Genomic DNA, 21,633 nt, shown 5'->3' on the forward strand with positions numbered 1-21,633 from the left:
GGTCATATAACATGTTGAAGCCTTTGGGAGATCGTGTTGTTTTGCAAGTTGAAGAAGCACCTGAGCAATCAGTTGGTGGTATTTTGCTTGCGTCAAACGCTCAAGAAAAGTCAGTTACCGGAACAGTTGTTGCTGTTTCAACGCAATCAGTTGGTGACTTGACGGCCCCAGCTGCGGTCAAGGAAGGTGACCAGGTCATCTTTGATAAGTATGCTGGCTCTGAAGTAACGGTTGACGGTGTCGACTACTTGGTCGTACACGAAAAGGATATTGTTGCGGTTCTTTAATTTACAAAACACAATTAATCAAAATTATTAAATAGAGGGTGAATAAATCATGGCTAAGGACATTAAGTTTGCTGAAGATGCACGCGCTAAGATGCAAGCCGGCGTTGATAAGCTTGCAAATACGGTTAAGACGACAATTGGTCCTAAGGGACGTAACGTTGTGATTGAACAAAGCTACGGCGCACCAACTATTACGAATGATGGTGTGACAATTGCCAAGTCAATCGAGCTGGAAGACCATTTTGAAGACATGGGGGCAAAGTTGGTTGCTGAAGTTGCCTCGAAGACTAACGATATCGCTGGTGATGGTACGACGACGGCCACTGTTTTGACACAAGCTATCATTAACGAAGGTTTGAAGAATGTGACAGCTGGCGCTAACCCTGTTGGTGTGCGTCGTGGAATTGAATTGGCAACGGACGCAGCAGTTAAGTCATTGCACGACATATCAAAGACGGTATCAACGAAGGAAGAAATTGCGCAAATTGCGTCAATTTCAGCTGCCAACTCAGAAGTGGGTGAGTTGATTGCTGAGGCGATGGAGAAGGTTGGTAACGACGGTGTTATCACCATCGAAGAGTCAAAGGGTATCGAAACGACGTTGGATGTTGTTGAGGGTATGCAATTTGACCGCGGTTACATGTCACAATACATGGTCACGGATACAGACAAGATGGAAGCATCTTTGGACAACCCATACATTTTGATTACAGATAAGAAGATTGCTAACATTCAAGAAATCTTGCCAATGTTGCAAAATGTTGTCGAGCAAGGTCGTGCTTTGTTGATCATCGCTGACGACATTACGGGTGAAGCTTTGCCAACATTGGTCTTGAACAAGATGCGTGGTACGTTTAACGTGGTTGCTGTTAAGGCCCCTGGCTTCGGTGACCGTCGTAAGGCCCAATTGGAAGACATTGCCATCTTGACGGGTGGTACCGTGATTACCGAAGACCTCGGTTTGAACTTGAAGGACGTTACGATTGCCCAACTTGGTCAAGCTGCTAAGGTTACGGTTTCAAAGGATAACACGACGATTGTTGAAGGTGCTGGTAACAAGGATGCCATCGCTGAACGTGTTAACTTGATTAAGGGTCAAATTGCTGAGACAACGTCTGATTTTGATCGTGAGAAGTTGCAAGAGCGTTTGGCTAAGTTGGCCGGTGGTGTTGCTGTTATCAACGTCGGTGCTGCAACTGAAACTGAGTTGAAGGAACGCAAGTACCGTATTGAAGACGCCTTGAATGCCACACGTGCCGCTGTTGAAGAAGGATTCGTTGCTGGTGGTGGAACTGCCTTGGTTAACGCAATCCCTGCGGTTGCTGCCTTGTCTGAGGATGGGGATGTGCAAACGGGTATCAACATTGTGCGTCGTGCCTTGGAAGAGCCAGTTCGTCAAATCGCTGAAAATGCTGGTTTGGAAGGATCAGTGATTGTGAACCAATTGAAGGCCGAAAAGCCTGGTATTGGTTACAACGCTGCGACTAATGAATGGGTTGATATGGTTGCTGCTGGTATCGTGGATCCAACGAAGGTGACGCGTTCAGCTTTGCAAAACGCTGCCTCAGTGTCAGCTTTGTTGTTGACAACTGAAGCTGTTGTTGCGGAGCAACCTAAGGAAGACGCAGCCCCTGCAATGCCTGCTCAAGGGATGCCGGGGATGATGTAATTTAATACAAACTAATGAACCACCGTCATGCTCTTGGCGGTGGTTATTTGTTTGTGAAAAATTATCTAAATATCAATGATAGACAACGGGTGTAAATAGCACTAAAATAAGTCGTTGTAGAAATTTTAAATTGTCTTACAAATTGGTGTAACAGCTAAATCTAATTTAATAGGAGCGAATTAATCATGTGGCGCTTTTTAAAGCGGTTGTTGATTGGAAAGCCATTGAAGACCCTGGAAGAAGGCTCGCAACATTTGAGTCGAACCAAGGCATTGGCATTGTTGTCTTCTGATGCGTTGTCATCAGTTGCCTATGGTACGGAGCAAATTACGACGGCGTTGATCGCTGCGAGTGCTGCGGCCCTTTGGATGCAGATTCCGATCGCAATTCTGGTTTTGGTGCTGTTGGCAGCGATTACATTGTCATATCGCCAAATCATTCATGCGTACCCATCAGGTGGTGGTGCGTATGTCGTAACGTCAACTAACTGGGGACGTAACGCAGGACTTGTCGCGGGTGGTTCATTGTTGGTTGACTACATGCTGACCGTGGCCGTATCTGTTGCGGCAGGTACAGAAGCCATTACTTCAGCAATTCCAGCCTTACATCCCTATGCAGTTGGGATTGGTGTCGTGATTATCTTGATTTTGATGGGAATCAACTTGCGTGGTGTCCGAGAGTCAGCCGGTTTCTTGATGGTGCCGGTTTACTTCTTTATCTTGATGATTACGGGGATGGTGCTATATGGTTTGTATAACATCGCTACTGGCCAGGTAGCGTTCCACGCTGCTTCGGCTATCGGTACGACGGGATCAAATATCGGTATCATCTTGTTCTTGAAGGCGTTCTCAAGTGGTTCATCTTCATTGACTGGTGTTGAAGCAATTTCAAATGCCGTACCAAACTTTAAAGAACCAAAGCCTCGTAATGCAGCGGCAACGTTGTCAATTATGGCCTTGATTTTGGCCTTCTTCTTTGCCGGGATTACGTTCTTGTCATATTGGTACGGTATTCGTCCAAATGATCACGTCACGGTTTTGGCCCAAATTGGTCAAGCAACCTTTGGTCATGGCGTACTGTTCTATTTGTTGCAAATTGCCACAGCTTTGATTTTGGCGGTTGCTGCCAACACCGGCTTCTCAGCGTTCCCACAATTGGCCTTTAATTTGGCTAAGGATAAGTTCATGCCGCACATTTACATGGACAAGGGTGATCGTCTAGGCTACTCAAACGGTATTATGTCATTGGCCATTGGCGCCATCGTCTTGCTGTTAATCTTTAACGGTTCGACGGAAGCGCTGATTCCATTGTATGCTGTGGGTGTGTTCATTCCATTTACGTTGTCACAATCAGGAATGATTATTCACTGGTTCCGTGAACGTGAAGGTGTCTGGCTGGGTAAAGCATCAATCAATTTCGTTGGTGCGGCCATTTCATTTGCCTTGGTGGTTATCTTATTCTGGATGCACTTCAAGTCAGTTTGGCCTTACTTGATTATCATGCCTGTGCTCATTAAGATGTTCTGGACTGTAAACAAGCACTACCGCGCTGTCGCGAAGCAATTGCGTGTTTTGTCTAAGGAACCGGTCAAGCGTCATCATTACGATGGTGCGACTGTGATTGTCTTGGTCTCAAACTTGACGAAGGCAACGGCTGATGCGATTGACTATGCCCAATCAGTGGGTGATCGGGTTTTGGCGATGCACGTTTCGTTTGATTCAAACCCGGAAAAGGAACATCGTTTGGGCGTGGAATTCAAGCGTGAATTCCCGGATGTCCGCTACGTGGATATTCACTCGTCATATCGCTCAATTACAGAGCCGTCATTACGTTTCGTGGATGAAATTGCGAAGGGTGCTAAGGAACGTAATCATTCCTTGACCATCTTGATTCCGCAATTCGTACCACGTCACGGTTGGCAAAATGCTTTACACAATCAAAATAGTTTGCGTTTGCGTACGGCGTTGGCCTCACGTGATGTCACGGTATCGACGTACTACTTCCACCTAAAGGAATAGTTGTTAAAAACGAATATTTTCATCTGCTATCATCAGGAGGTTGTGTTAACCTATTGATGATAGCTTTTATTTTGAAAGCAAAAAAATTTAGAGAAAATAAAGGGATAGAGATAATGGATTATACCGTTGATGAAGTCCGACAAGAATTACAAGCCATCCGTGAACGAGTGCACCATGGCGAATTATTCGATTCGATGGGAGCTGAGATTGGTCGCTTGATTGATCAGTTTGATTATGATGCACCAACAACCGTTGAGCAATTAGATGCAGCCACAGCTAGTGCGTTGCAAGAAAAATTGTCTGATTGGCAGACGGCGTTGATTGCAGGTGAACCGGTGGTGGTTACAGATCAAGACGTATTGGACATGATGACGGGTTTGCGTCAGACTGACCCTGAAGTACGTGATCGTGGTGTGTTTTTCTTTGTCAGTGATGGCTTACAGAATCATATTTTCAGTGATAACCAAGTTGTTATGATGACACGCTACCTCTTACAGGATTCTGTCTTGTTTTCACACATTACTGAAACAAATAATGATGGTATTTTCTTCCGATCATTTGCTGTGTTTATTCTATCAATGTTGAATTATGCTAATCGAACGAACGACTTTGATTTGTTTACGGATGATTTGCATGAAATGATGATTGATAACTTAGCGACTTATATTGCGCTGGAACACGACACACGGGGCTTTGTTGAAGGTAAGGGTTGGGCTCACACATTCTTACACATTGGTAATATGTTGGATGATTTATCAAACGACGATGCTGTGACCCGTGCAGACAAGATTTTCTTATTGACGGTGTTGATTGAACGGATTAAGCGTTTGGACACGCCATTGGTCATGGGTGAAAACCGTCGAATTGATAGCTATATCGTGATGTTAGTGAACATGAATCCGCTGTATCGCGATTACTTCTTGAAGCAATTAAAGCAATGGCGTCAAGAAATGACCCGTCAGATGCAGCCAGAAGTTGAGGCTGATTGGCATCGCATGTACAACCAACAACGTTTACTGCAAGGGTTACTATTACGCGAAAAGTTACCTAAAGAAATTTATAATTATCTTAACGAAGCGCGAAACTTTCTAGCGTAACTTATCAAGAATTCAGGAACGTGTTATACTGAGGGTTCCAAATAAATCAGTTTGACAGGGAGATGGACATGTCAGAAAAGCTAAACATTGCGATGTTCTTTGGTGGTAATTCATCAGAACACGACGTTTCAAAGCGTTCAGCACGCAACATTTACGATGCAATGGACAAGGAAAAGTACAACGTAACGGTTTTCTTGATTTCTAAGGACGGAATCATGATCAATGCCGCTGATTCAAAGCGCGTATTTGATGGTGAAGACGAAGACACGATTGTGGCAGCAGCAAAGTCAAAGATGGACTTGAAGAACCCGCTGGCACCAATCGCAGTTTTGGGTGAGATGCCAGAAATTGACTTGTTCTACCCAGTCGTGCACGGTAACTTGGGTGAAGACGGTACGTTGCAGGCGTTGTTCCGCTTGTTGCAAAAGCCATACATCGGACCCGGTACTGCAGCTTCAGCAATGTCATTTGACAAGGATTTGACGAAGCGTATCTTGAACCAAGCTGGTATCCGTAACACGAAGTATGTGTTGTTGACGGATCAAAACTTCCAAGACTACACGTACGAGGGTCTGGTTAAGGAACTTGGTACGGAAGTACTATTCGTTAAGGCTGCCAAGCAAGGCTCATCAGTTGGTATTTCACGCGTCACAAACGCTGCAGAATTCGAAGTTGGTGTTAAGGACGCTTTGCAATACGACTACAAGGTTTTGGTTGAAGCAGCGTTGACCAAGCCACGCGAAGTATTCATTTCAATCTTGGGTAATGAACAACCACGTGCATCTCGTTTGGGTGGTATTGTTTTGCCTGAACAAGATATTTGGTACGACTACAACAACAAGTTCGTTGATGCGTCAGGCATGGTTTTTGAATTGCCAGTTGAGTTAGGGGATGACCTTGAAAAGGAAATCACTGACATGGCCTTAAACGCTTACAAGGCATTGGGACTTGTTGGGTTGACTCGTATGGACTTTATGATTGACGCTGATGGCACACCATACTTGGGTGAGCCAAACACATTGCCTGGCTTTACGAATATCTCATTATATCCACAAATGTGGGAAGTTTCAGGTATCAGCTACACGAACTTGATTGATGAAATTATCAACTACGGTTTGGCTGAATTCGAACGCAATGCCAAGTTGTCATACGACTTCGTGTCATTGGGTGAAGAGCACGTTGGTGAAAAGAAGTACAACGCCGAGCGCGCTAAGTAATATGGATTTAAAAACAATCAGTAACAGTGTTGTTGCTGGTTTTTTTATTTGGTGGCATGTGGCAACGCGCGATGCTTAACTAGCTATCGCCACTTTATAAACGCCATTATTTAGCGTATAATTTATAGTAAGACAATTTGTAGAAAAGGACTTAAAATGACTGAATCATTTACACCAACTTGGATGATTGATGCAATCTACCGTTTGACGCCTGAACAATTAAAGGCTCAAGGAATCAAGGCAGTGCTGACTGACTTGGACAACACGTTGATTGCTTGGAATAACCCAGACGGCACAACGGAATTGCATGACTGGCTTGAACAAATGAACGAGGCAGGAATCCCCGTAATGATCGTTTCAAATAATTCAGCACCCCGTATCGCACGCGTTGCTGAACCTTTGAAGTTGCCATTTGTCTCACGTGCTTTGAAGCCACTGACCCGTGGTCTAAACGAAGCCACAACAACGTTTGGCTTGGCAAAGCAAGAAGTTGTCATGGTCGGCGATCAATTATTAACTGACGTCTGGTCATCTAATAATTATGGCGTTCGAAGCATTTTGGTTAAGCCGCTAATTGAGACTGACCAGTGGAATACAAAGATTAATCGTTTTTTTGAAAAGGGTGTTAAGAAGCGCATGTTGAATGCCCACCCAGAACTACAATGGAGGACTACTCTTGATTAGTGAAACAGAAGTACAAGGTTACTTGGACGATGGTTTGCGCTGCATTGGTTGTGGCGCTCTGATTCAAACTGAGCGTAAGGGCGAATTGGGTTATGCCCCAATGTCAGCCTTGCTTAAGGGCTTTGAAAATGAAGAAGTATTGTGCCAACGTTGCTTCCGTTTGCGTCACTATAACGAAATTCAACCCGTTGATTTGACGGATGATGATTTCCGTTTGTTATTGAATGAGATTTCAACGACTGACTCTTTGGTTGTTTACGTGATGGACGTCTTTGACTTCTCAGGGTCATTGATTCCAGGCTTGCACCGCTTTGTTGGCAAGAACCCGGTTTTGTTGGTTGGCAACAAGGTTGATGTTTTGCCAAAGTCTTTGAAGCGTTCAAAGATTAAGGATTGGATGCGTCAACAAGCTAATGTAGCTGGGTTGCGTCCAATTGATGTGATGTTGACTTCAGGTAAGAGCGGTGATGATGTTCCTGAACTGTTGGATATGATTGAAAAGTATCGTGAAGGCCGTTCAGTTTACGTCGTTGGTGTGACGAACGTTGGTAAGTCAACGTTGATCAACCAAATCATTAAGGATGCAACTGGTGATTCAAAGGATGTCATCACAACGTCACGTTTCCCAGGAACAACGTTGGATCGTATTGAAATTCCACTTGATGATGACACATTCATTATTGATACACCAGGAATCATTCACCAAGATCAAATGGCGCACTACTTGGCGCCGAAGGATTTGAAGTACGTTTCACCACAAAAGGAATTGAAGCCAAAGACGTATCAATTGAACCCAGAACAAACGTTGTTCATGGGGGCCTTGGCCCGTTTTGATTTCATTCAAGGTGATAGGGCCGGCATTACGGCTTACTTTGAAAATAATTTGATGATTCACCGGACGAAGTTGGAAAAGGCGGATGAGTTCTACAGAAAGCACGCCGGTGAACTATTGATGCCACCAACAACGGAAAACTTAGACATGTTGCCACCATTGCAGCGTCACGAGTTTAAGGTGACTGAGAAGACGGATATCGTGATTGATGGATTGGGCTGGATTACAGTTCCAGCCAACACGGTAGTAGCAGGCTGGGCACCCGAGGGTGTTTCAGTATTAACACGAAGGGCAATGATTTAATATGATTTCACTACGCGGTAAGCAAAAGCGTTACCTACGTGCCTCAGCGCACGACATGCGACCACTCTTTAGTATTGGTAAGCAAGGATTGACACAAAACTGGTTGGACCAACTTTCAGATGCAATTAACAAGCGCGAGTTGTTCAAGGTTAATATCTTGGCAAACTCAGATGTTGAAGTTGCCGATTTGAAGGAATTTATCGAAGAGAACACGGATATTCAAGTTGTTCAAACGATTGGACACACGCTAGTATTGTTCGGAGAGTCAGCTGACAAAGAGAACCGTCGCTACTCTGTCGCCGTTCAAAAAATTTAACATCACTCTCGGAGCGGGGGTTCGGGCATGAATAATACAATCGAGAAGACAATGACGCAGGCACGAGCTGAGCGTAGTTTTGTCGGTGAGACAAAGAAAATTGGTATTTTAGGTGGCACATTTAATCCACCCCACTTGGGACATTTGATGATTGGCGAACAAGTCGCTGAACAGCTCGGCTTAGATAAAGTTTACTTTATGCCAAATGCTAAGCCGCCGCATGTTGATCCTAAGGGGGCAATCGATCCCTTGCATCGTGCCAAAATGGTGCAAGCAGCCATTGCAGGTAACAGCCATTTTGGTTTGGAACTGCTGGAAGTGCAGCGAGGTGGTAAGAGTTATACGTACAACACCATGTTGCAATTAAAAATTGAGCACCCTAATTATGAATACTATTTCATCATCGGCGGTGATGAAGTCGCTTATCTGAAAACATGGTATCGCATTGATGACTTGTTGAAGTTAGTGAATTTTGTCGGGGTTAATCGACCAGGACAACCACGAGAATCGGATTATCCAGTGAAATGGGTTGAGGTGCCAAACCTTGAAATCAGTTCAACGGATATTCGAAAGCGAATTGCGACCAAGCAGTCGGTTCGTTACTTGCTACCAGATATGGTGGCGGCCTACATTGTAGAAAACGGGTTATACATGGATGACAAACGAGATGATTTATCGGGGCCGGTACTATAACGGGTCACGAGCAAGTTTAGTTGCAGCTGCACAAGCTGCTATGTCTGATTACCGTTTCCAGCACGTCCTACGTGTGGAGGAAATGGCAGTTCGGCTAGCAGACAAGTGGGGCATTGATGCAGAGTTGGCTTCTGTGGCAGCTTTGACGCACGATTACGCCAAGGAACGCTCAGATGCTGACTTCTTGGCGAAGATTGCGGAAAAGCAATTGGATCCGGATTTGGTTAATTGGGGTAACAACGTTTGGCACGGTATCGTTGGCGCAGAAATGATCAAGGATGAGCTGGGCATTCAAAACGAAGATATCCTAACGGCAATTCGTCAGCACACAACAGGTGCCCCTTATATGACGACGCTGAGTCAAATCATTTATATGGCAGATTATATTGAAGCAGGGCGTGACTTCCCAAGGGTCGAAGAAGTTCGAGTTTTGGCGTTTGATGACCTTGCGGCTAGTGTGGGATGGCAAACGGGCCACACATTAGCGTACCTCATTGAAAAGCGCGTGCCGGTTTATCCGGGAACGCTTTTGACTTACAACGCATGGAGTGTAGAGAAGTAATGGAAAACAAAGTAAACGAAATGTTGGAAGTAGCTGTTAAGGCCGCCGATCAAAAGCGCGCTGAAAACTTGATGGCTTTGGACATTCACGAAATTAGCTTGGTGGCAGATGCCTACCTTATTTTGGATGCCCCAACGCAACGCCAAGTTTTGGCAATTGTTGATGAAATCGAAGACAAGATGGCTGAAGCAGGATTCGAGTTGCAACGCCACGAAGGCCGTCGTGAAGGTGAATGGGTCTTGATGGACTTTGGTGACTTGTTCGTCCACGTATTCAAGGATGAGATGCGTCAATTCTACAACTTGGAAAAGTTGTGGGGCGCTGCACCCGAAATTGATATCGACCACTGGATTGTTAAGGAAGAGTTCTAATGAATTATCAAACTTTTGCGAAGTTGTATGACGACCTGTTCGATGAGGATGCATACGCTGATTGGTTCCAATACGCTACTAGGTTCATTAAGAACAAAGATGGTAAGTTATTAGAATTAGCGGGTGGTGCAGGTCGATTGGCTATCCAATTAAAGCAGGCTGGGTACGAAGAAGTCACGGTCTTTGATTTATCAACTGAAATGTTGGCTTTGGCAGCACAACACGCACAGGAAGCAGATGTGATGTTGCCACTAATTGAAGGTGATATGCGTGAATGGTCAGATTACGAGCAAAAGTTTGCAACCATTACGTCGTTTGCGGATTCTTTCAATTATCTGGCGTCTGAAGAAGAAACGCTGCAAGCCTTTAAGCAAGTTGCAGCTCACTTGGAAGATGATGGTCAATTTTTGTTTGACGTGATTTCGCCTTGGCAGACCGATGTGTACTATCCGGGTTATATGTACAATTGGCACGATGATGAGACGGCATTTATGTGGTCATCATATGGTGTTGAGGAGCAAGCTCACACAGTAGAACACGAGTTAACGTTCTTTGTTTACAATGAAGAAATTGATGGCTTCCAACAAATTCAAGAAGTGCACACAGAGCGCACGTACGAGTTAGAAACATATAAGCGCTTGTTGACTGAAGCTGGTTTTACCAACATTGAGGTATTGGCCGACTTTGGGCGCGAAACAGTAACGGTTGAATCGCCACGTTGGTTCTTTAACGCAACGAAAGCTTAAAAAGGAGTGAGCTGGTAATGGAGGCTGTTGGGCTAATAACCGAATATAATCCGTTCCACAATGGACACGCTTACCATGTGGCACAAGCGAAAGCACTAACCGGTGCTGACGTCGTGGTCGCTGTCATGAGTGGTAACTACGTGCAACGTGGGGTACCAGCTAGCTTTGATAAGTGGCAGCGGGCGGAACTGGCATTACTAGGCGGGGTTGATTTAGTTTTTGAATTGCCGTTCGCATTTGCGGTACAGCCGGCGCATATTTTTGCGCGTGGTGCAGTGCAATTGCTTGCCAATGCGGGTGTGAAAACGATTGTCTTTGGTGCTGAACACGGCGACTTAGACTTTCTAGCGCTAGCGCAACAGGCCCATCAACGGTTAATGGCTGACAAACAGTTTTCAACTGACTATAGCCAAACTTATGCCACGGCATTTAATGATGTGCTGGCGGACGTTGTTGGCTTTCGATTAACTGATCCAAATGATATGTTAGGGTTTGCGTATGCGACCGCTGTCATCGAATTGAACTTAATAGGGACAATCACGCTGCAACCAATCCAACGGATTAAAGCGGGCTATCATGAAACACGTTTGGTTGATGATCATATTGCCAGTGCAACTGCAATCCGAGAATTAATGGACAAACAAGCACCAACAACGTCTTTCTTACCGTACGTTGGACAGCAAGCTGCTGAGTTGTTAGCCCAAGGGGCTCAAACCGCACCTTGGTCAACGACTTGGTACCACGCGTTGCAAACGAAAGTGATGACGACGCCAATTGCTGAGCTTGAACAAATTTATCAGTTAACGGATGGTTTAGCGTATCGATTGCAAGAGCAGGTGGCGCAACACTTAGCGACTGATTTTACGTCATTTATGGCAGCGTATAAGTCGAAACGATATACACAAGCGCGCCTACAACGCACGTTACTGTACACTGTTTTAAATATTACAAGCGCGGAAATGCAAACCGCGATGGCAACCCCTTATTTACGTATGCTTGGGGTCACGACCCTTGGTCGTCGTTATCTCAAGCAACAGCGTGATGAGTTTTCGTTGCCGGTGATACATAAAGTTGAAAAGGATGATTTAACCGGCATTTTAGCGCTTGATTATCGAGCTGGTCGATTGTATCAACTTTTCTCACAACGACCAGCCGATCTTGCAAAGGCGCAGGACACCGGTCGCATTCCAGTTTTTATAGAAAGAGGATAGATCATGAAGTGGCAATTTGTGGAACTCCAGAAGTATAAGACAGAAGCACTCCAGTTCAATGAAGTTGTGGATTTGAAGGATGAAATTACAACAACGTTTGGGGATGTCATTTTAGATGTTACCCCGTTGACAGTGACGGGTTTTGCACAAGCAGATCGTGAAGACATCATCGTTCACGCGAATGTGAAGGGACAACTAGTGACACCGTCAACACGTTCATTGGAACCTGTTGAAATGCCAATTGATTTTGACATTGACGAAGTTTACTTGCAAAATGAAGCGCACGCTGACCGTTATGAAATTGAAGATTCAGTCATCTTAGTTGAAGATGGTGTGATCGATTTCAACCAGGCATTGGCTGAGTATGTGGCATTGTCAGTACCATTGCAAGTGTTGACTGAAGAAGAACAAAATCAACCAATGCCTGAAGGAAATGGTTGGGCAGTGATTTCTGAAGATGACTTTGACAAGAAAAAGGAAGAAGAGCCAGTACAAGCAAATACGCCACTGGCTGGTTTGGCTGACTTGTTCAAGGATGAAGATTAGTTAAACAAAGGCGCTTACCGGCGTTGAACCGGTGAGCGTTTTTCCACATTTTAAACGGAAGGAATACTTGCATAATGGCTAAGCCGAAAGAAACGCCGATGATGAAGCAGTACAACGAAATCAAGGAGCAATATCCAGATGCATTTTTGTTTTATCGTCTGGGAGATTTTTATGAACTGTTTAATGACGATGCCGTTTTGGGCTCACAATTATTGGAATTAACGTTAACCCAACGGAATAAGAATTCCGCTGAACCGATTCCGATGGCTGGCGTACCACATCACGCCGCCCAGAATTATATCGATATTTTGGTCGATAAGGGATATAAAGTTGCGGTTGTTGAACAGATGGAAAATCCGGCTGAAGTAGAAGGAATGGTTAAGCGCGAGGTTGTCCAACTGGTGACACCTGGTACCCGGATGCGCACGAGTGCTGATGCGGCGAAAGAAAATAACTATCTAGTTAGTCTATCAATGACCCCAACGGGTGGCTTCGGCTTGGCATACGCTGATCTATCGACGGGTGAAGTTAAAGCGACCACGGTGACTGCAACTGGGGGCGTACTTAATGAAATCAGTCGCCTGGAAACTAAGGAAATTGTCACAAACGCAACGTTGTCAGATGATTTGACGGCCAATTTAACCAGTTTGGGAATTTTGGTGTCACATCAGGATGAAGAAGCGGCCAACGCGGAAACGTCGTATTTGACGCAACAACTGACGGTGCCAGAACAAAAAGAGGCCGCCGATGTGTTATTGGCCTATCTGTTTGCGACACAAAAGCGGTCACTTGATCATTTGCAAATGGCGGCATCATACGAAATCGCCCAATATTTGAAGTTAGATCGTAACTCACGCGCTAATTTGGAATTAACGGTTAATTTACGCACCCAACAACGGCCTGGTACCCTCTTATGGTTGCTGGACAACACGAAAACTGCAATGGGTGGTCGTGCCTTAAAGCAATGGTTGGAACAACCATTACTGGATCGGGAAACGATTGAGCAACGCTATGACAAGATTGGTGAGTTACTCAAAGATTTCTTCTCGCGGGCGGCATTGCAAGAAACATTGAAGTCAGTCTACGATTTGGAACGTTTGGCTGGACGCGTGGCGTATGGTACAGCAAACGGCCGTGACTTATTGCAGTTGCGTAATTCGTTGCGACAAGTGCCAGATATCATGGTAACGCTGGGAGATTTAGATCCTGCCGTTTTCGGTGATTTACTACGTCGAATTGACCCTGTTGCAGACATTGAAAAGTTAATTTCCACGGCTATCGCTGAAGAACCACCAATTTCGGTCACTGATGGTGGTGTGATTCGAGCTGGGTATAACACACGCCTAGATGAATATCGCAGTGTTATGAAGAATGGTAAGCAATGGTTGGCTGAATTAGAGGCGAAGGAACGTAGCGAAACTGGTATTAGTTCGTTGAAAATCGGTTTTAACAAGGTGTTTGGCTACTACATCGAAGTCACTAAAGCGAACATTGATAAACTCGACCCAGATCGTTATACGCGTAAGCAAACATTGGTCAATGCGGAACGTTTTATCACACCCGAACTAAAGGATCGTGAGCAAATGATTCTGGAAGCCGAAACAAAGTCGAGTGACTTGGAATACCTGTTATTTACGGAAGTGCGTGAGCAAATTAAAAATAACATTACCCGTATTCAAAAGCTCGCTGCCACGTTGGCTGAGTTGGATGTGCTACAATCATTGGCAACCGTGGCAGAAGACTATAAGTTTACGCGGCCTGAGTTGACGGATAAGCAACGGTTAGTGATTAAAGACGGTCGCCACCCGGTTGTTGAAAAAGTGTTGGGTCACCAATCTTATGTGGCCAATGATGTGTTTATGGATGAGGATGAGACCATCATGTTGATTACTGGACCGAATATGTCCGGTAAGTCAACTTATATGCGTCAATTAGCTTTGACGGTTGTGATGGCTCAAATCGGTTCGTACGTGCCAGCTAGCGAAGCTGAGTTGCCTATTTTTGATCAAATCTTTACCCGCATCGGGGCGGCGGATGACTTGATTTCAGGTAATTCAACTTTCATGGTGGAAATGTCTGAGGCAAATACAGCCATTCAGAACGCCACAAAGCGATCATTAATTTTGTTTGATGAACTTGGACGCGGAACAGCAACCTATGATGGGATGGCGTTGGCGCAAGCGATTATTGAACACGTACACAATAACACGAAGGCGAAAACATTATTCTCAACTCACTATCACGAGTTAACGGCGCTAGCTGATGAGTTGCCTAATTTGCGAAATGTTCACGTTGGTGCGACAGAAGAGAATGGTGAGCTGGTCTTTTCACACAAGGTCTTAACAGGTCCTGCAGATCAAAGTTACGGGATTAACGTTGCCAAATTGGCGGGTTTACCAGATAGTTTGATTGACCGGGCGGCTGATATTTTGGCCAACTTGGAGGCTCAGGATGTGTCATTGGAAGCGACAGCGCCAACACAATCTGCTAAGCTAGCTGAACCAGTTGCCACATATCAGGCGCCGGTGGCTGAGCCGGAACCCGAGGTCACGACGACTGAACCAGCAGATACGCAGTTAGACTTGTTTGCAGTTGGACCAGAAATTGATCCAGCCACGCAAGCCGTTTTGGATGAAATTAAAGCAACAAATATTGCAACAATGACGCCATTAGATGCCATGATGAAGTTAAATGGGTGGCAAAAGCAAATGAAGTAAAAGAGGATTAAGAGATGGCTGAGATTCATGAGCTTTCTGATATTTTAGCGAACCAGATTGCGGCCGGTGAGGTGATTGAGCGACCTGCGTCTGTGGTTAAAGAGTTGGTTGAAAATGCGATTGATGCTAATTCCCAGCAAATTGATATTTTGGTGGAAGAAGCAGGGGTAAAATCAATTCGGATTATCGATGATGGAGATGGAATCGACGCTGATCAGGTAACGGAGGCATTTTTGCGTCACGCAACGTCAAAGATTACATCACGTAACGATCTGTTTCGTGTACATTCACTTGGATTCCGCGGTGAAGCGCTCCCATCAATTGCGTCAGTTGCGGATGTTGTGCTGGAAACAGCCACAGCCGGGGTAGAACAAGGTAAGCGAGTTCACTACAAGGGGGGCGAACTGCTCGAAGAAATTGGGACTGGTGCACGTAAGGGAACAGACATTACAGTGTCGGATATTTTCTTCAATACGCCCGCCCGCTTGAAATATTTGAAGTCACAATCAACCGAGTTGGCTCAGATTGTAGATGTTATTAATCGGTTGGCACTGAGTTATCCAGAGATTAGCTTCCGCTTGTCGCACAAAGGTAATGAGGTAATGCGAACAGCGGGAAATGGTAATTTGCAACAAGTTATCGCCGCCATTTACGGTGTCCAACAAGCGCGTAAGATGCAAGCCATTCAAGCTGAAGATAATGACTTTGGGGTGTCAGGTTACATTTCATTACCAGAATTAACACGGGCAAGTCGTTCATATATCTCAGTGCTGATTAATGGGCGCTATATTAAAAATTACAATCTCACCAAAGCGTTGATTAAAGGCTATGGTTCTAAGTTAATGGTTGGTCGCTTCCCAATTGCGGTGTTACAAATTACAATGGATCCATTGTTAGTCGATGTGAACGTACACCCACAAAAGCATGAGGTCCGATTGTCAAAAGAAAGCCAGTTGATGGCGTTGATTGAACAAGCTGTGAAGGATCGGTTTGTTAATGAGAATTTGATTCCGAGTGCCTATGAGAATTATTTGGGTGAGGAGCAAAACGCGGCTGAAAATGATGCAGCTTTTATTGCCCAACTAAACGATGCGTCACAGTCATACGTTAGTTCATATACGCCGGAGTCGACACCAGATCATCCGATACCAATGACACCAGCTGACTATGAAAAGTTGGCGGATAACTTCTCGGTGTCTGATGTGACCCCAGTCGTAGTCCACAATGCCGAGGAACTGCAAGGCACTGCTGTGAGTGAATTTACGAATAAGTATCAAGATGGTGCGGATATAAACCCCTTTGACGAAGGTGGGACAGCGATGGTGGCTGAGCAGAAGTCACTAGATTTGGCAGATGACAGTATTCAAGCTGTTGATGAACATGGACAAACATTCCCTAAGTTAGACTATATTGGGCAAATGCACGGGACGTTCTTGTTTGCACAATCTGAAGAAGGCCTGTACCTAATTGACCAACACGCAGCTCAGGAACGTGTTAAGTATGAGTATTACCGTGAAGAGATTGGTAAGGTTGGCTTAGAAATGCAAAAGTTGCTAGTGCCAATCGTGTTGAATTACCCCAAAATTGATATTTTGAAGATTCAATCACATGAAGCTGAGTTAGCCCAAGTTGGCCTGCATTTGGAACCGTTCGGGGATGATGTGGTCATCGTTCGCGAGCATCCTGGCTGGTTCGAAAAGGGACAAGAAGAAGATACGATTCGTGAAATGGTTGATTGGATTCTGCGGAATGGTAGCTTAACGGTTGCACAATTCCGTGAGCGAACGGCAATTATGATGGCATGCAAGCGCTCAATCAAGGCTAACTGGTCAATAAACGATTTTGAAGCTAAGGGGTTACTTGATCAATTATCACATACAGAGAACCCTTACAATTGCCCACACGGTCGTCCCGTCTTGGTGACGTTCTCAACGTTGGACATGCAAAAGATGTTCAAGCGTATCCAAGATTCACACGAACCTTGGGTTGAGTATGATAATCACCCCTTTTAATTTGAAAGTGGTCTAATTTAGCTATAAACTAAAGTCATCGATTAAGAAATTAAAAACTTTAACAGAGGTAATTTATCATGAAGGCACGTGTATTTTACGCAACTATCACCGGAAACAACGAAGACGTCGCAGATGTAATCATTGATACATTCGAGGCAGAAGGTGTTGAAGTAACTAAGGAAGATATCCAAATGGTTGACCCTCACGACATCTCAGCTGATGAAACTGATATCGTTGTGGTTGTACCATACACGTTCGATAAGGGAACGGTCCCTGACGAGTCTTTGGACTTCTTCGAAGACTTGGAAGATACTGACCTATCAGGTATCGTTTACGGTGTTTCAGGTTCAGGGGATGACTTCTACGGTAAGGACTTTGCGGTGGCTATCGACAAGTTCGAGGCGCAATTCGAAAAGTCGGGTGCTACCAAGGGTGCGGACGGTGTAAAGGTTAACTTGAGCCCAGACGTTGAAGTAACTGAAAAATTACAAGCATTCACGAAGGCTTTGATTGCCAAGGTAAATGCGTAATAACACTTGCTAAAAGGGTTACGGTTTTTAAATTAAAATTTTTCAAAAAAATCACTAATAAAAAATAAGCAAATTCTGATAAGACAGCTTAAAATGAGACTGTTCATGAGAAAGCGAATTACCCGAGTTTGCCTTCTTAACAGGCTAACCTGTAGAACCTATAACCACAAGTCACATTATGATTTTTCTCTGTAAGGATTTTGTGACGGCAGGAGAGCAAGGATAACCACTTTGCTCTCTTTTTTTGGCTAAAAAGCATCGACAATTGTCCCTGCGACAGGCCAACACGATGCTAATTAAATATAGGTGTTAAACACCGGCTTGAAAAGCCAACAAATAAGGGACACTCCCCATAAAGACGAACACTAATGTGCCAACACAAGATTACTGATCGTTGGTTGTAGGGAGTAAACGTAAAATAGATGGCCGGTAATCCCAATCAAAATGGCGGTTACAACCATCAAAAATACAATAAACGTCATGAAAAATACCCTCAATAAAATTAAAATCTTTTCCCATTTCTCGATGATTCTTATTTTACGTAAGTTATCAGTCAAGACCAACAAAAGTGCCAAACTTGGGACAAAAACATGTATTTTCAGTTTAACCTGACATGTGCTATAATTACGTCAGTATAAAACGTTGATGAAGACACGTCGGATAACAAGATCGTTTTAAGAGAGTTTGCTAGTGGTGGGAGGCAGATAATGATCGTTACGCGATACTACTTCCGAGTGGATTGGGGAACCAATTCCGTATCCCGCGTTAAGGGGACGATGAGGCGAAGGGCAACTTTCGCGAACTCGGGTGGTACCGCGTGCAAACGTCCCGTTACAACAAGTATGATTGTTGTGGCGGGACGTTTTTTGTTGCCACGCGTTAGGTCGATGAATAGTCATTATAGGAGATAAGACACATGGCAGATGTAAAGATTACATTCCCAGATGGTGCGGTGAAGGAATTTCCTGCTGGCGTTACGCCATTGGAAATTGCGAGCGGCATTTCAAAGTCATTGGCTAAGAAGTCAGTGTCAGGAAAGTTGAACGGCCACTACGTTGGCATGAACGATGGCATCAACGAAGACGGTGAATTTTCATTGATTACCAAGGATGATGCGGAAGGGACGCAACTTTTGCGTCACTCTGTTTCACACTTGTTGGCACAAGCATTGAACCGTTTGTATCCAGATCAAATTCACTATGGTGTAGGTCCAGCCATTGAAAATGGTTTCTACTACGATACTGATAAGGTCGATGGTAGCCAAATTTCAGCAGAACAGTTCCCAGAGATTGAAAAGATGATGAAGCAAATTGCTTCAGAAAACTTGCCAATCGTTTCTCGCGAGATTACGCGTGATGAAGCTTTGGAAATGTTCAAGAACGATCCTTACAAGATTGAATTGATTAACGATTTGCCTGCTGATGAGCACATCTCAATTGCTGTGCAAGGTGAGCACGTAGAATTGGATCGTGGTGGTTTGGTACCATCAACGAACTGGATTAAGCACTTTAAGTTGACTTCTGTTGCGGGTGCTTACTGGCGTGGAAAGTCTTCAAATCCAATGTTGCAACGTATTTACGGAACGGCATTTTGGACGGCTGAAGAGTTGGATGCTGAATTGAAACGTCGTGAAGAGGCTAAGGAACGCGATCACCGTAAGATTGGTGCTGAGCAAGACTTATTCTTCACGTCACAAGAAGTTGGTGCAGGTTTGGCTGTTTGGATGCCAAACGGTGCGGCAGTTCGTCGTACGTTGGAACGTTACATCGTTGACCGTGAAGTGCAAGACGGTTACCAACACGTTTACACACCAATCATGTCTAACTTAAACTTGTACAAGCAATCTGGTCACTGGGATCACTACCACGATGACATGTTCCCACCTATGGACATGGGGGATGGCGAATTCTTGGAATTGCGTCCAATGAACTGCCCATCTCACATCATGGTGTTCAAGCACAAGCCACGTTCATACCGTGAATTGCCATTCCGTATTGCGGAATTGGGAATGATGCACCGTTACGAGAAGTCAGGTGCGTTGACTGGTTTGTCACGTGTGCGTGAAATGACGTTGAACGACGGTCACACGTTCGTTATGCCAGACCAAATCGAGGATGAGTTCAAGAAGATTTTGGGCTTGATGATCGACGTTTACGCTGACTTTGATATCACGGACTACCGTTTCCGTTTGTCATACCGTGATCCTGAAAACACGGAAAAGTACTACGATGACGATGACATGTGGGACAAGGCCCAAACGATGTTGAAGAAGGCCATGGATGACATGGAGTTGGATTACTTCGAAGCTGAAGGTGAAGCTGCGTTCTACGGACCAAAGTTGGACGTCCAAATCAAGACGGCTTTGGGTGGTGAAGAAACGTTGTCAACGATTCAATTGGACTTCTTGTTGCCTGAGCGATTTGATGTTAACTACGTCGGACCTGATGGCGAATTGCACCGTCCAGTTATGATTCACCGTGGTATCATCTCAACGATGGAGCGTTTCACAGCTTACTTGACTGAAATGTACAAGGGTGCGTTCCCAACTTGGTTGGCACCACACCAAGTACGTATCATTCCGGTTAACCGCGATGCGCACGGTAAGTTCGCTAAGGACTTGGCAGACCGTTTGATTAAGCAAGGTATTCGTGCTGAATACGAAGACCGTAATGAGAAGTTGGGTTACTTGATTCGCGATGCTCAAACGTCTAAGGTTCCTTACACGTTGGTTATCGGTGATGAAGAAGTTAACAACAACACTGTTACGATTCGTCGCTTTGGTTCAACGGACACAAAGTCAAAGTCTGTTGACGCCTTTGAGGCACAATTGCTGGCTGATATTGCACGTCATTCACGTGCAATAGAGACATTGGAAAAGGCTGTTAAGGGGTAACCAATAAATTAAAATCTCAGTTATGCTTGTTGCGTAACTGAGATTTTTTATACCCTTTTTCGCCATGTTTTGCGTCATTTTCCTCTAGAATATACATGAAAGAAATTTGTGAGGAAAACAATGAAGAGTAAAGCGGTTTAATACACACTGTTGGGGGGGTAACGGCATCGTTAGGGCTAATTTTTCACAATCAAATTGGCACATTAATGATTAAGACGTATAAAACCAACAGTGACACAAAAAATGGTTGCAAAAACGAAAACAGCGAAGGCCAATTATGACTGGAAAAGCGTTAAAACACTGACCGCCTAAGAAATGATTAATGCGCGCTTATACGCAGGAAAGTTGCGTTACATCAGGATGGTTTCTGTACCGAGGATTGGGTTGAGTTTGCCGATTAGTAAGGGCGTTAATGGTATAGCACTCACTTTTGGCGTGGGAACGCTTTATCCCGATCAGGAGATGGGGAAGAACAATTACTCGTTGGCGAGTCATTTTGTTCAAAGCAGCAGTAATAAGAAGATTCTCTTTAGTCCGATTTACTACGAGGGCAAGACGGGTCAGCATATGTATTTGACAGACATGTCAAAAATATAAAGCCATCAAGCAACGTCAGTAAAGGTCGTGCAACCGACAGCTGTAGAAGTGACTTATAATCAGCCAAATAAAAACCAAATCACTTTGATTACGTGTGATTACACAGCAGAGCGTGGCCACGTTGCAATGCAAGACGATTTGAAACAGGTTTATACCTGGCATGATGCCCCAAAGGAAATTCGCGATTCATTTAGTCACACAAATGAATGGTACAAAAGTTAAATAGTATAAACATGATTGGCGGCCTTTAATGGCTGTCAATTTTTTTATCTCTCATGACTTGCAAACGGTATAGACCATGGTTTATAATTGGTCTATACCAAAGGAATTGC

Annotated in this window: 20 protein-coding genes; all 20 read left to right on the forward strand. The window is 44.5% G+C overall.

The features are described from left to right. Nucleotides 1-11 precede the first annotated feature (11 nt). The 20 genes from EST42_RS00405 to EST42_RS00500 all read left to right on the forward strand — a co-directional run bounded on the left by EST42_RS00405 (nt 12) and on the right by EST42_RS00500 (nt 21,523). Nucleotides 12-287, forward strand: coding sequence for a co-chaperone GroES (locus EST42_RS00405; protein ID WP_010373518.1), 276 nt, complete (start codon nt 12-14; stop codon nt 285-287). Between the two features lie 49 nt (nt 288-336). Further along, nucleotides 337-1,956, forward strand: a complete 1,620-nt coding sequence (groL, locus tag EST42_RS00410) for a chaperonin GroEL (RefSeq protein ID WP_134643725.1) — start codon at nt 337-339, stop codon at nt 1,954-1,956. 185 nt (nt 1,957-2,141) lie between these two features. Next, the gene (locus tag EST42_RS00415; protein ID WP_134643726.1) at nt 2,142-3,974 is read left to right on the forward strand and encodes an APC family permease; all 1,833 of its coding nucleotides are present in this window, start codon (nt 2,142-2,144) and stop codon (nt 3,972-3,974) included. Between the two features lie 113 nt (nt 3,975-4,087). Beyond that, nucleotides 4,088-5,071 carry a DUF2785 domain-containing protein gene (locus EST42_RS00420; protein WP_134643727.1) on the forward strand — a complete coding sequence of 328 codons (984 nt, stop codon included), beginning with the start codon at nt 4,088-4,090 and terminating at the stop codon, nt 5,069-5,071. Between the two features lie 68 nt (nt 5,072-5,139). After that, nucleotides 5,140-6,288, forward strand: a complete 1,149-nt coding sequence (locus EST42_RS00425; RefSeq protein ID WP_134643728.1) for a D-alanine--D-alanine ligase family protein — start codon at nt 5,140-5,142, stop codon at nt 6,286-6,288. Nucleotides 6,289-6,444: 156 nt separating this feature from the next. Beyond that, entirely contained in the window at nt 6,445-6,972 is a 528-nt protein-coding gene (locus EST42_RS00430; RefSeq protein ID WP_134643729.1) for a YqeG family HAD IIIA-type phosphatase, read from the forward strand. Next, the gene (gene yqeH, locus EST42_RS00435; RefSeq protein ID WP_425335769.1) at nt 6,968-8,107 is read left to right on the forward strand and encodes a ribosome biogenesis GTPase YqeH; all 1,140 of its coding nucleotides are present in this window, start codon (nt 6,968-6,970) and stop codon (nt 8,105-8,107) included. The genes EST42_RS00430 and yqeH overlap by 5 nt, the downstream gene beginning before the upstream one ends. Before the next feature lies 1 nt (nt 8,108). Further along, nucleotides 8,109-8,423 carry a ribosome assembly RNA-binding protein YhbY gene (gene yhbY / locus EST42_RS00440; protein WP_043707651.1) on the forward strand — a complete coding sequence of 105 codons (315 nt, stop codon included), beginning with the start codon at nt 8,109-8,111 and terminating at the stop codon, nt 8,421-8,423. A gap of 27 nt (nt 8,424-8,450) precedes the next feature. Next, nucleotides 8,451-9,116, forward strand: a complete 666-nt coding sequence (locus EST42_RS00445) for a nicotinate-nucleotide adenylyltransferase (protein WP_134643731.1) — start codon at nt 8,451-8,453, stop codon at nt 9,114-9,116. Beyond that, complete coding sequence (gene yqeK / locus EST42_RS00450; RefSeq protein ID WP_134643732.1) at nt 9,079-9,678, forward strand: bis(5'-nucleosyl)-tetraphosphatase (symmetrical) YqeK; 600 nt, start codon at nt 9,079-9,081, stop codon at nt 9,676-9,678. The genes EST42_RS00445 and yqeK overlap by 38 nt, the downstream gene beginning before the upstream one ends. Next, nucleotides 9,678-10,049: a ribosome silencing factor gene (gene rsfS / locus EST42_RS00455; RefSeq protein WP_134643733.1), complete on the forward strand. Its 372-nt coding sequence runs from the start codon at nt 9,678-9,680 to the stop codon at nt 10,047-10,049. The genes yqeK and rsfS overlap by 1 nt, the downstream gene beginning before the upstream one ends. Further along, complete coding sequence (locus EST42_RS00460) at nt 10,049-10,795, forward strand: class I SAM-dependent DNA methyltransferase (RefSeq protein ID WP_134643734.1); 747 nt, start codon at nt 10,049-10,051, stop codon at nt 10,793-10,795. The genes rsfS and EST42_RS00460 overlap by 1 nt, the downstream gene beginning before the upstream one ends. Nucleotides 10,796-10,812: 17 nt before the next feature. After that, entirely contained in the window at nt 10,813-12,006 is a 1,194-nt protein-coding gene (locus EST42_RS00465; protein WP_134643735.1) for a nucleotidyltransferase, read from the forward strand. Nucleotides 12,007-12,009: 3 nt separating this feature from the next. Beyond that, the gene (locus EST42_RS00470) at nt 12,010-12,552 is read left to right on the forward strand and encodes a DUF177 domain-containing protein (protein ID WP_134643736.1); all 543 of its coding nucleotides are present in this window, start codon (nt 12,010-12,012) and stop codon (nt 12,550-12,552) included. Between the two features lie 74 nt (nt 12,553-12,626). Then, nucleotides 12,627-15,269 (forward strand): DNA mismatch repair protein MutS, encoded by a 2,643-nt coding sequence (mutS, locus tag EST42_RS00475; protein WP_134643737.1) that lies wholly within the window; start codon nt 12,627-12,629, stop codon nt 15,267-15,269. 14 nt (nt 15,270-15,283) lie between these two features. Beyond that, entirely contained in the window at nt 15,284-17,281 is a 1,998-nt protein-coding gene (gene mutL, locus EST42_RS00480; RefSeq protein WP_134643738.1) for a DNA mismatch repair endonuclease MutL, read from the forward strand. A gap of 77 nt (nt 17,282-17,358) precedes the next feature. Next, complete coding sequence (locus EST42_RS00485) at nt 17,359-17,811, forward strand: flavodoxin domain-containing protein (protein ID WP_134643739.1); 453 nt, start codon at nt 17,359-17,361, stop codon at nt 17,809-17,811. A 916-nt stretch (nt 17,812-18,727) separates the two neighbouring features. Further along, complete coding sequence (gene thrS, locus EST42_RS00490; protein ID WP_134643740.1) at nt 18,728-20,704, forward strand: threonine--tRNA ligase; 1,977 nt, start codon at nt 18,728-18,730, stop codon at nt 20,702-20,704. Nucleotides 20,705-21,064: 360 nt separating this feature from the next. Then, a complete protein-coding gene (locus EST42_RS11470) occupies nt 21,065-21,301 on the forward strand; it encodes a class A sortase (RefSeq protein WP_342365122.1) in 237 nt (78 codons plus the stop codon). Between the two features lie 27 nt (nt 21,302-21,328). Beyond that, nucleotides 21,329-21,523: a sortase family protein gene (locus EST42_RS00500; RefSeq protein ID WP_134643741.1), complete on the forward strand. Its 195-nt coding sequence runs from the start codon at nt 21,329-21,331 to the stop codon at nt 21,521-21,523. The last annotated feature ends 110 nt before the right edge of the window (nt 21,524-21,633 follow it).

Source organism: Weissella cibaria (assembly GCF_004521965.1).
GTDB lineage: Bacteria > Bacillota > Bacilli > Lactobacillales > Lactobacillaceae > Weissella > Weissella cibaria_A.

Excerpts from the sequence above, each read along its gene's own strand:
- EST42_RS00405 (WP_010373518.1), top strand. The coding sequence starts at position 12 with ATGTTGAAGCCTTTGGGAGATCGTGTTGTTTTGCAAGTTGAAGAAGCA.
- groL (WP_134643725.1), top strand. The coding sequence starts at position 337 with ATGGCTAAGGACATTAAGTTTGCTGAAGATGCACGCGCTAAGATGCAA.
- EST42_RS00415 (WP_134643726.1), top strand. The coding sequence starts at position 2,142 with ATGTGGCGCTTTTTAAAGCGGTTGTTGATTGGAAAGCCATTGAAGACC.
- EST42_RS00420 (WP_134643727.1), top strand. The coding sequence starts at position 4,088 with ATGGATTATACCGTTGATGAAGTCCGACAAGAATTACAAGCCATCCGT.
- EST42_RS00425 (WP_134643728.1), top strand. The coding sequence starts at position 5,140 with ATGTCAGAAAAGCTAAACATTGCGATGTTCTTTGGTGGTAATTCATCA.
- EST42_RS00430 (WP_134643729.1), top strand. The coding sequence starts at position 6,445 with ATGACTGAATCATTTACACCAACTTGGATGATTGATGCAATCTACCGT.
- yhbY (WP_043707651.1), top strand. The coding sequence starts at position 8,109 with ATGATTTCACTACGCGGTAAGCAAAAGCGTTACCTACGTGCCTCAGCG.
- EST42_RS00445 (WP_134643731.1), top strand. The coding sequence starts at position 8,451 with ATGAATAATACAATCGAGAAGACAATGACGCAGGCACGAGCTGAGCGT.
- yqeK (WP_134643732.1), top strand. The coding sequence starts at position 9,079 with ATGACAAACGAGATGATTTATCGGGGCCGGTACTATAACGGGTCACGA.
- rsfS (WP_134643733.1), top strand. The coding sequence starts at position 9,678 with ATGGAAAACAAAGTAAACGAAATGTTGGAAGTAGCTGTTAAGGCCGCC.
- EST42_RS00460 (WP_134643734.1), top strand. The coding sequence starts at position 10,049 with ATGAATTATCAAACTTTTGCGAAGTTGTATGACGACCTGTTCGATGAG.
- EST42_RS00465 (WP_134643735.1), top strand. The coding sequence starts at position 10,813 with ATGGAGGCTGTTGGGCTAATAACCGAATATAATCCGTTCCACAATGGA.
- EST42_RS00470 (WP_134643736.1), top strand. The coding sequence starts at position 12,010 with ATGAAGTGGCAATTTGTGGAACTCCAGAAGTATAAGACAGAAGCACTC.
- mutS (WP_134643737.1), top strand. The coding sequence starts at position 12,627 with ATGGCTAAGCCGAAAGAAACGCCGATGATGAAGCAGTACAACGAAATC.
- mutL (WP_134643738.1), top strand. The coding sequence starts at position 15,284 with ATGGCTGAGATTCATGAGCTTTCTGATATTTTAGCGAACCAGATTGCG.
- EST42_RS00485 (WP_134643739.1), top strand. The coding sequence starts at position 17,359 with ATGAAGGCACGTGTATTTTACGCAACTATCACCGGAAACAACGAAGAC.
- thrS (WP_134643740.1), top strand. The coding sequence starts at position 18,728 with ATGGCAGATGTAAAGATTACATTCCCAGATGGTGCGGTGAAGGAATTT.
- EST42_RS11470 (WP_342365122.1), top strand. The coding sequence starts at position 21,065 with ATGGTTTCTGTACCGAGGATTGGGTTGAGTTTGCCGATTAGTAAGGGC.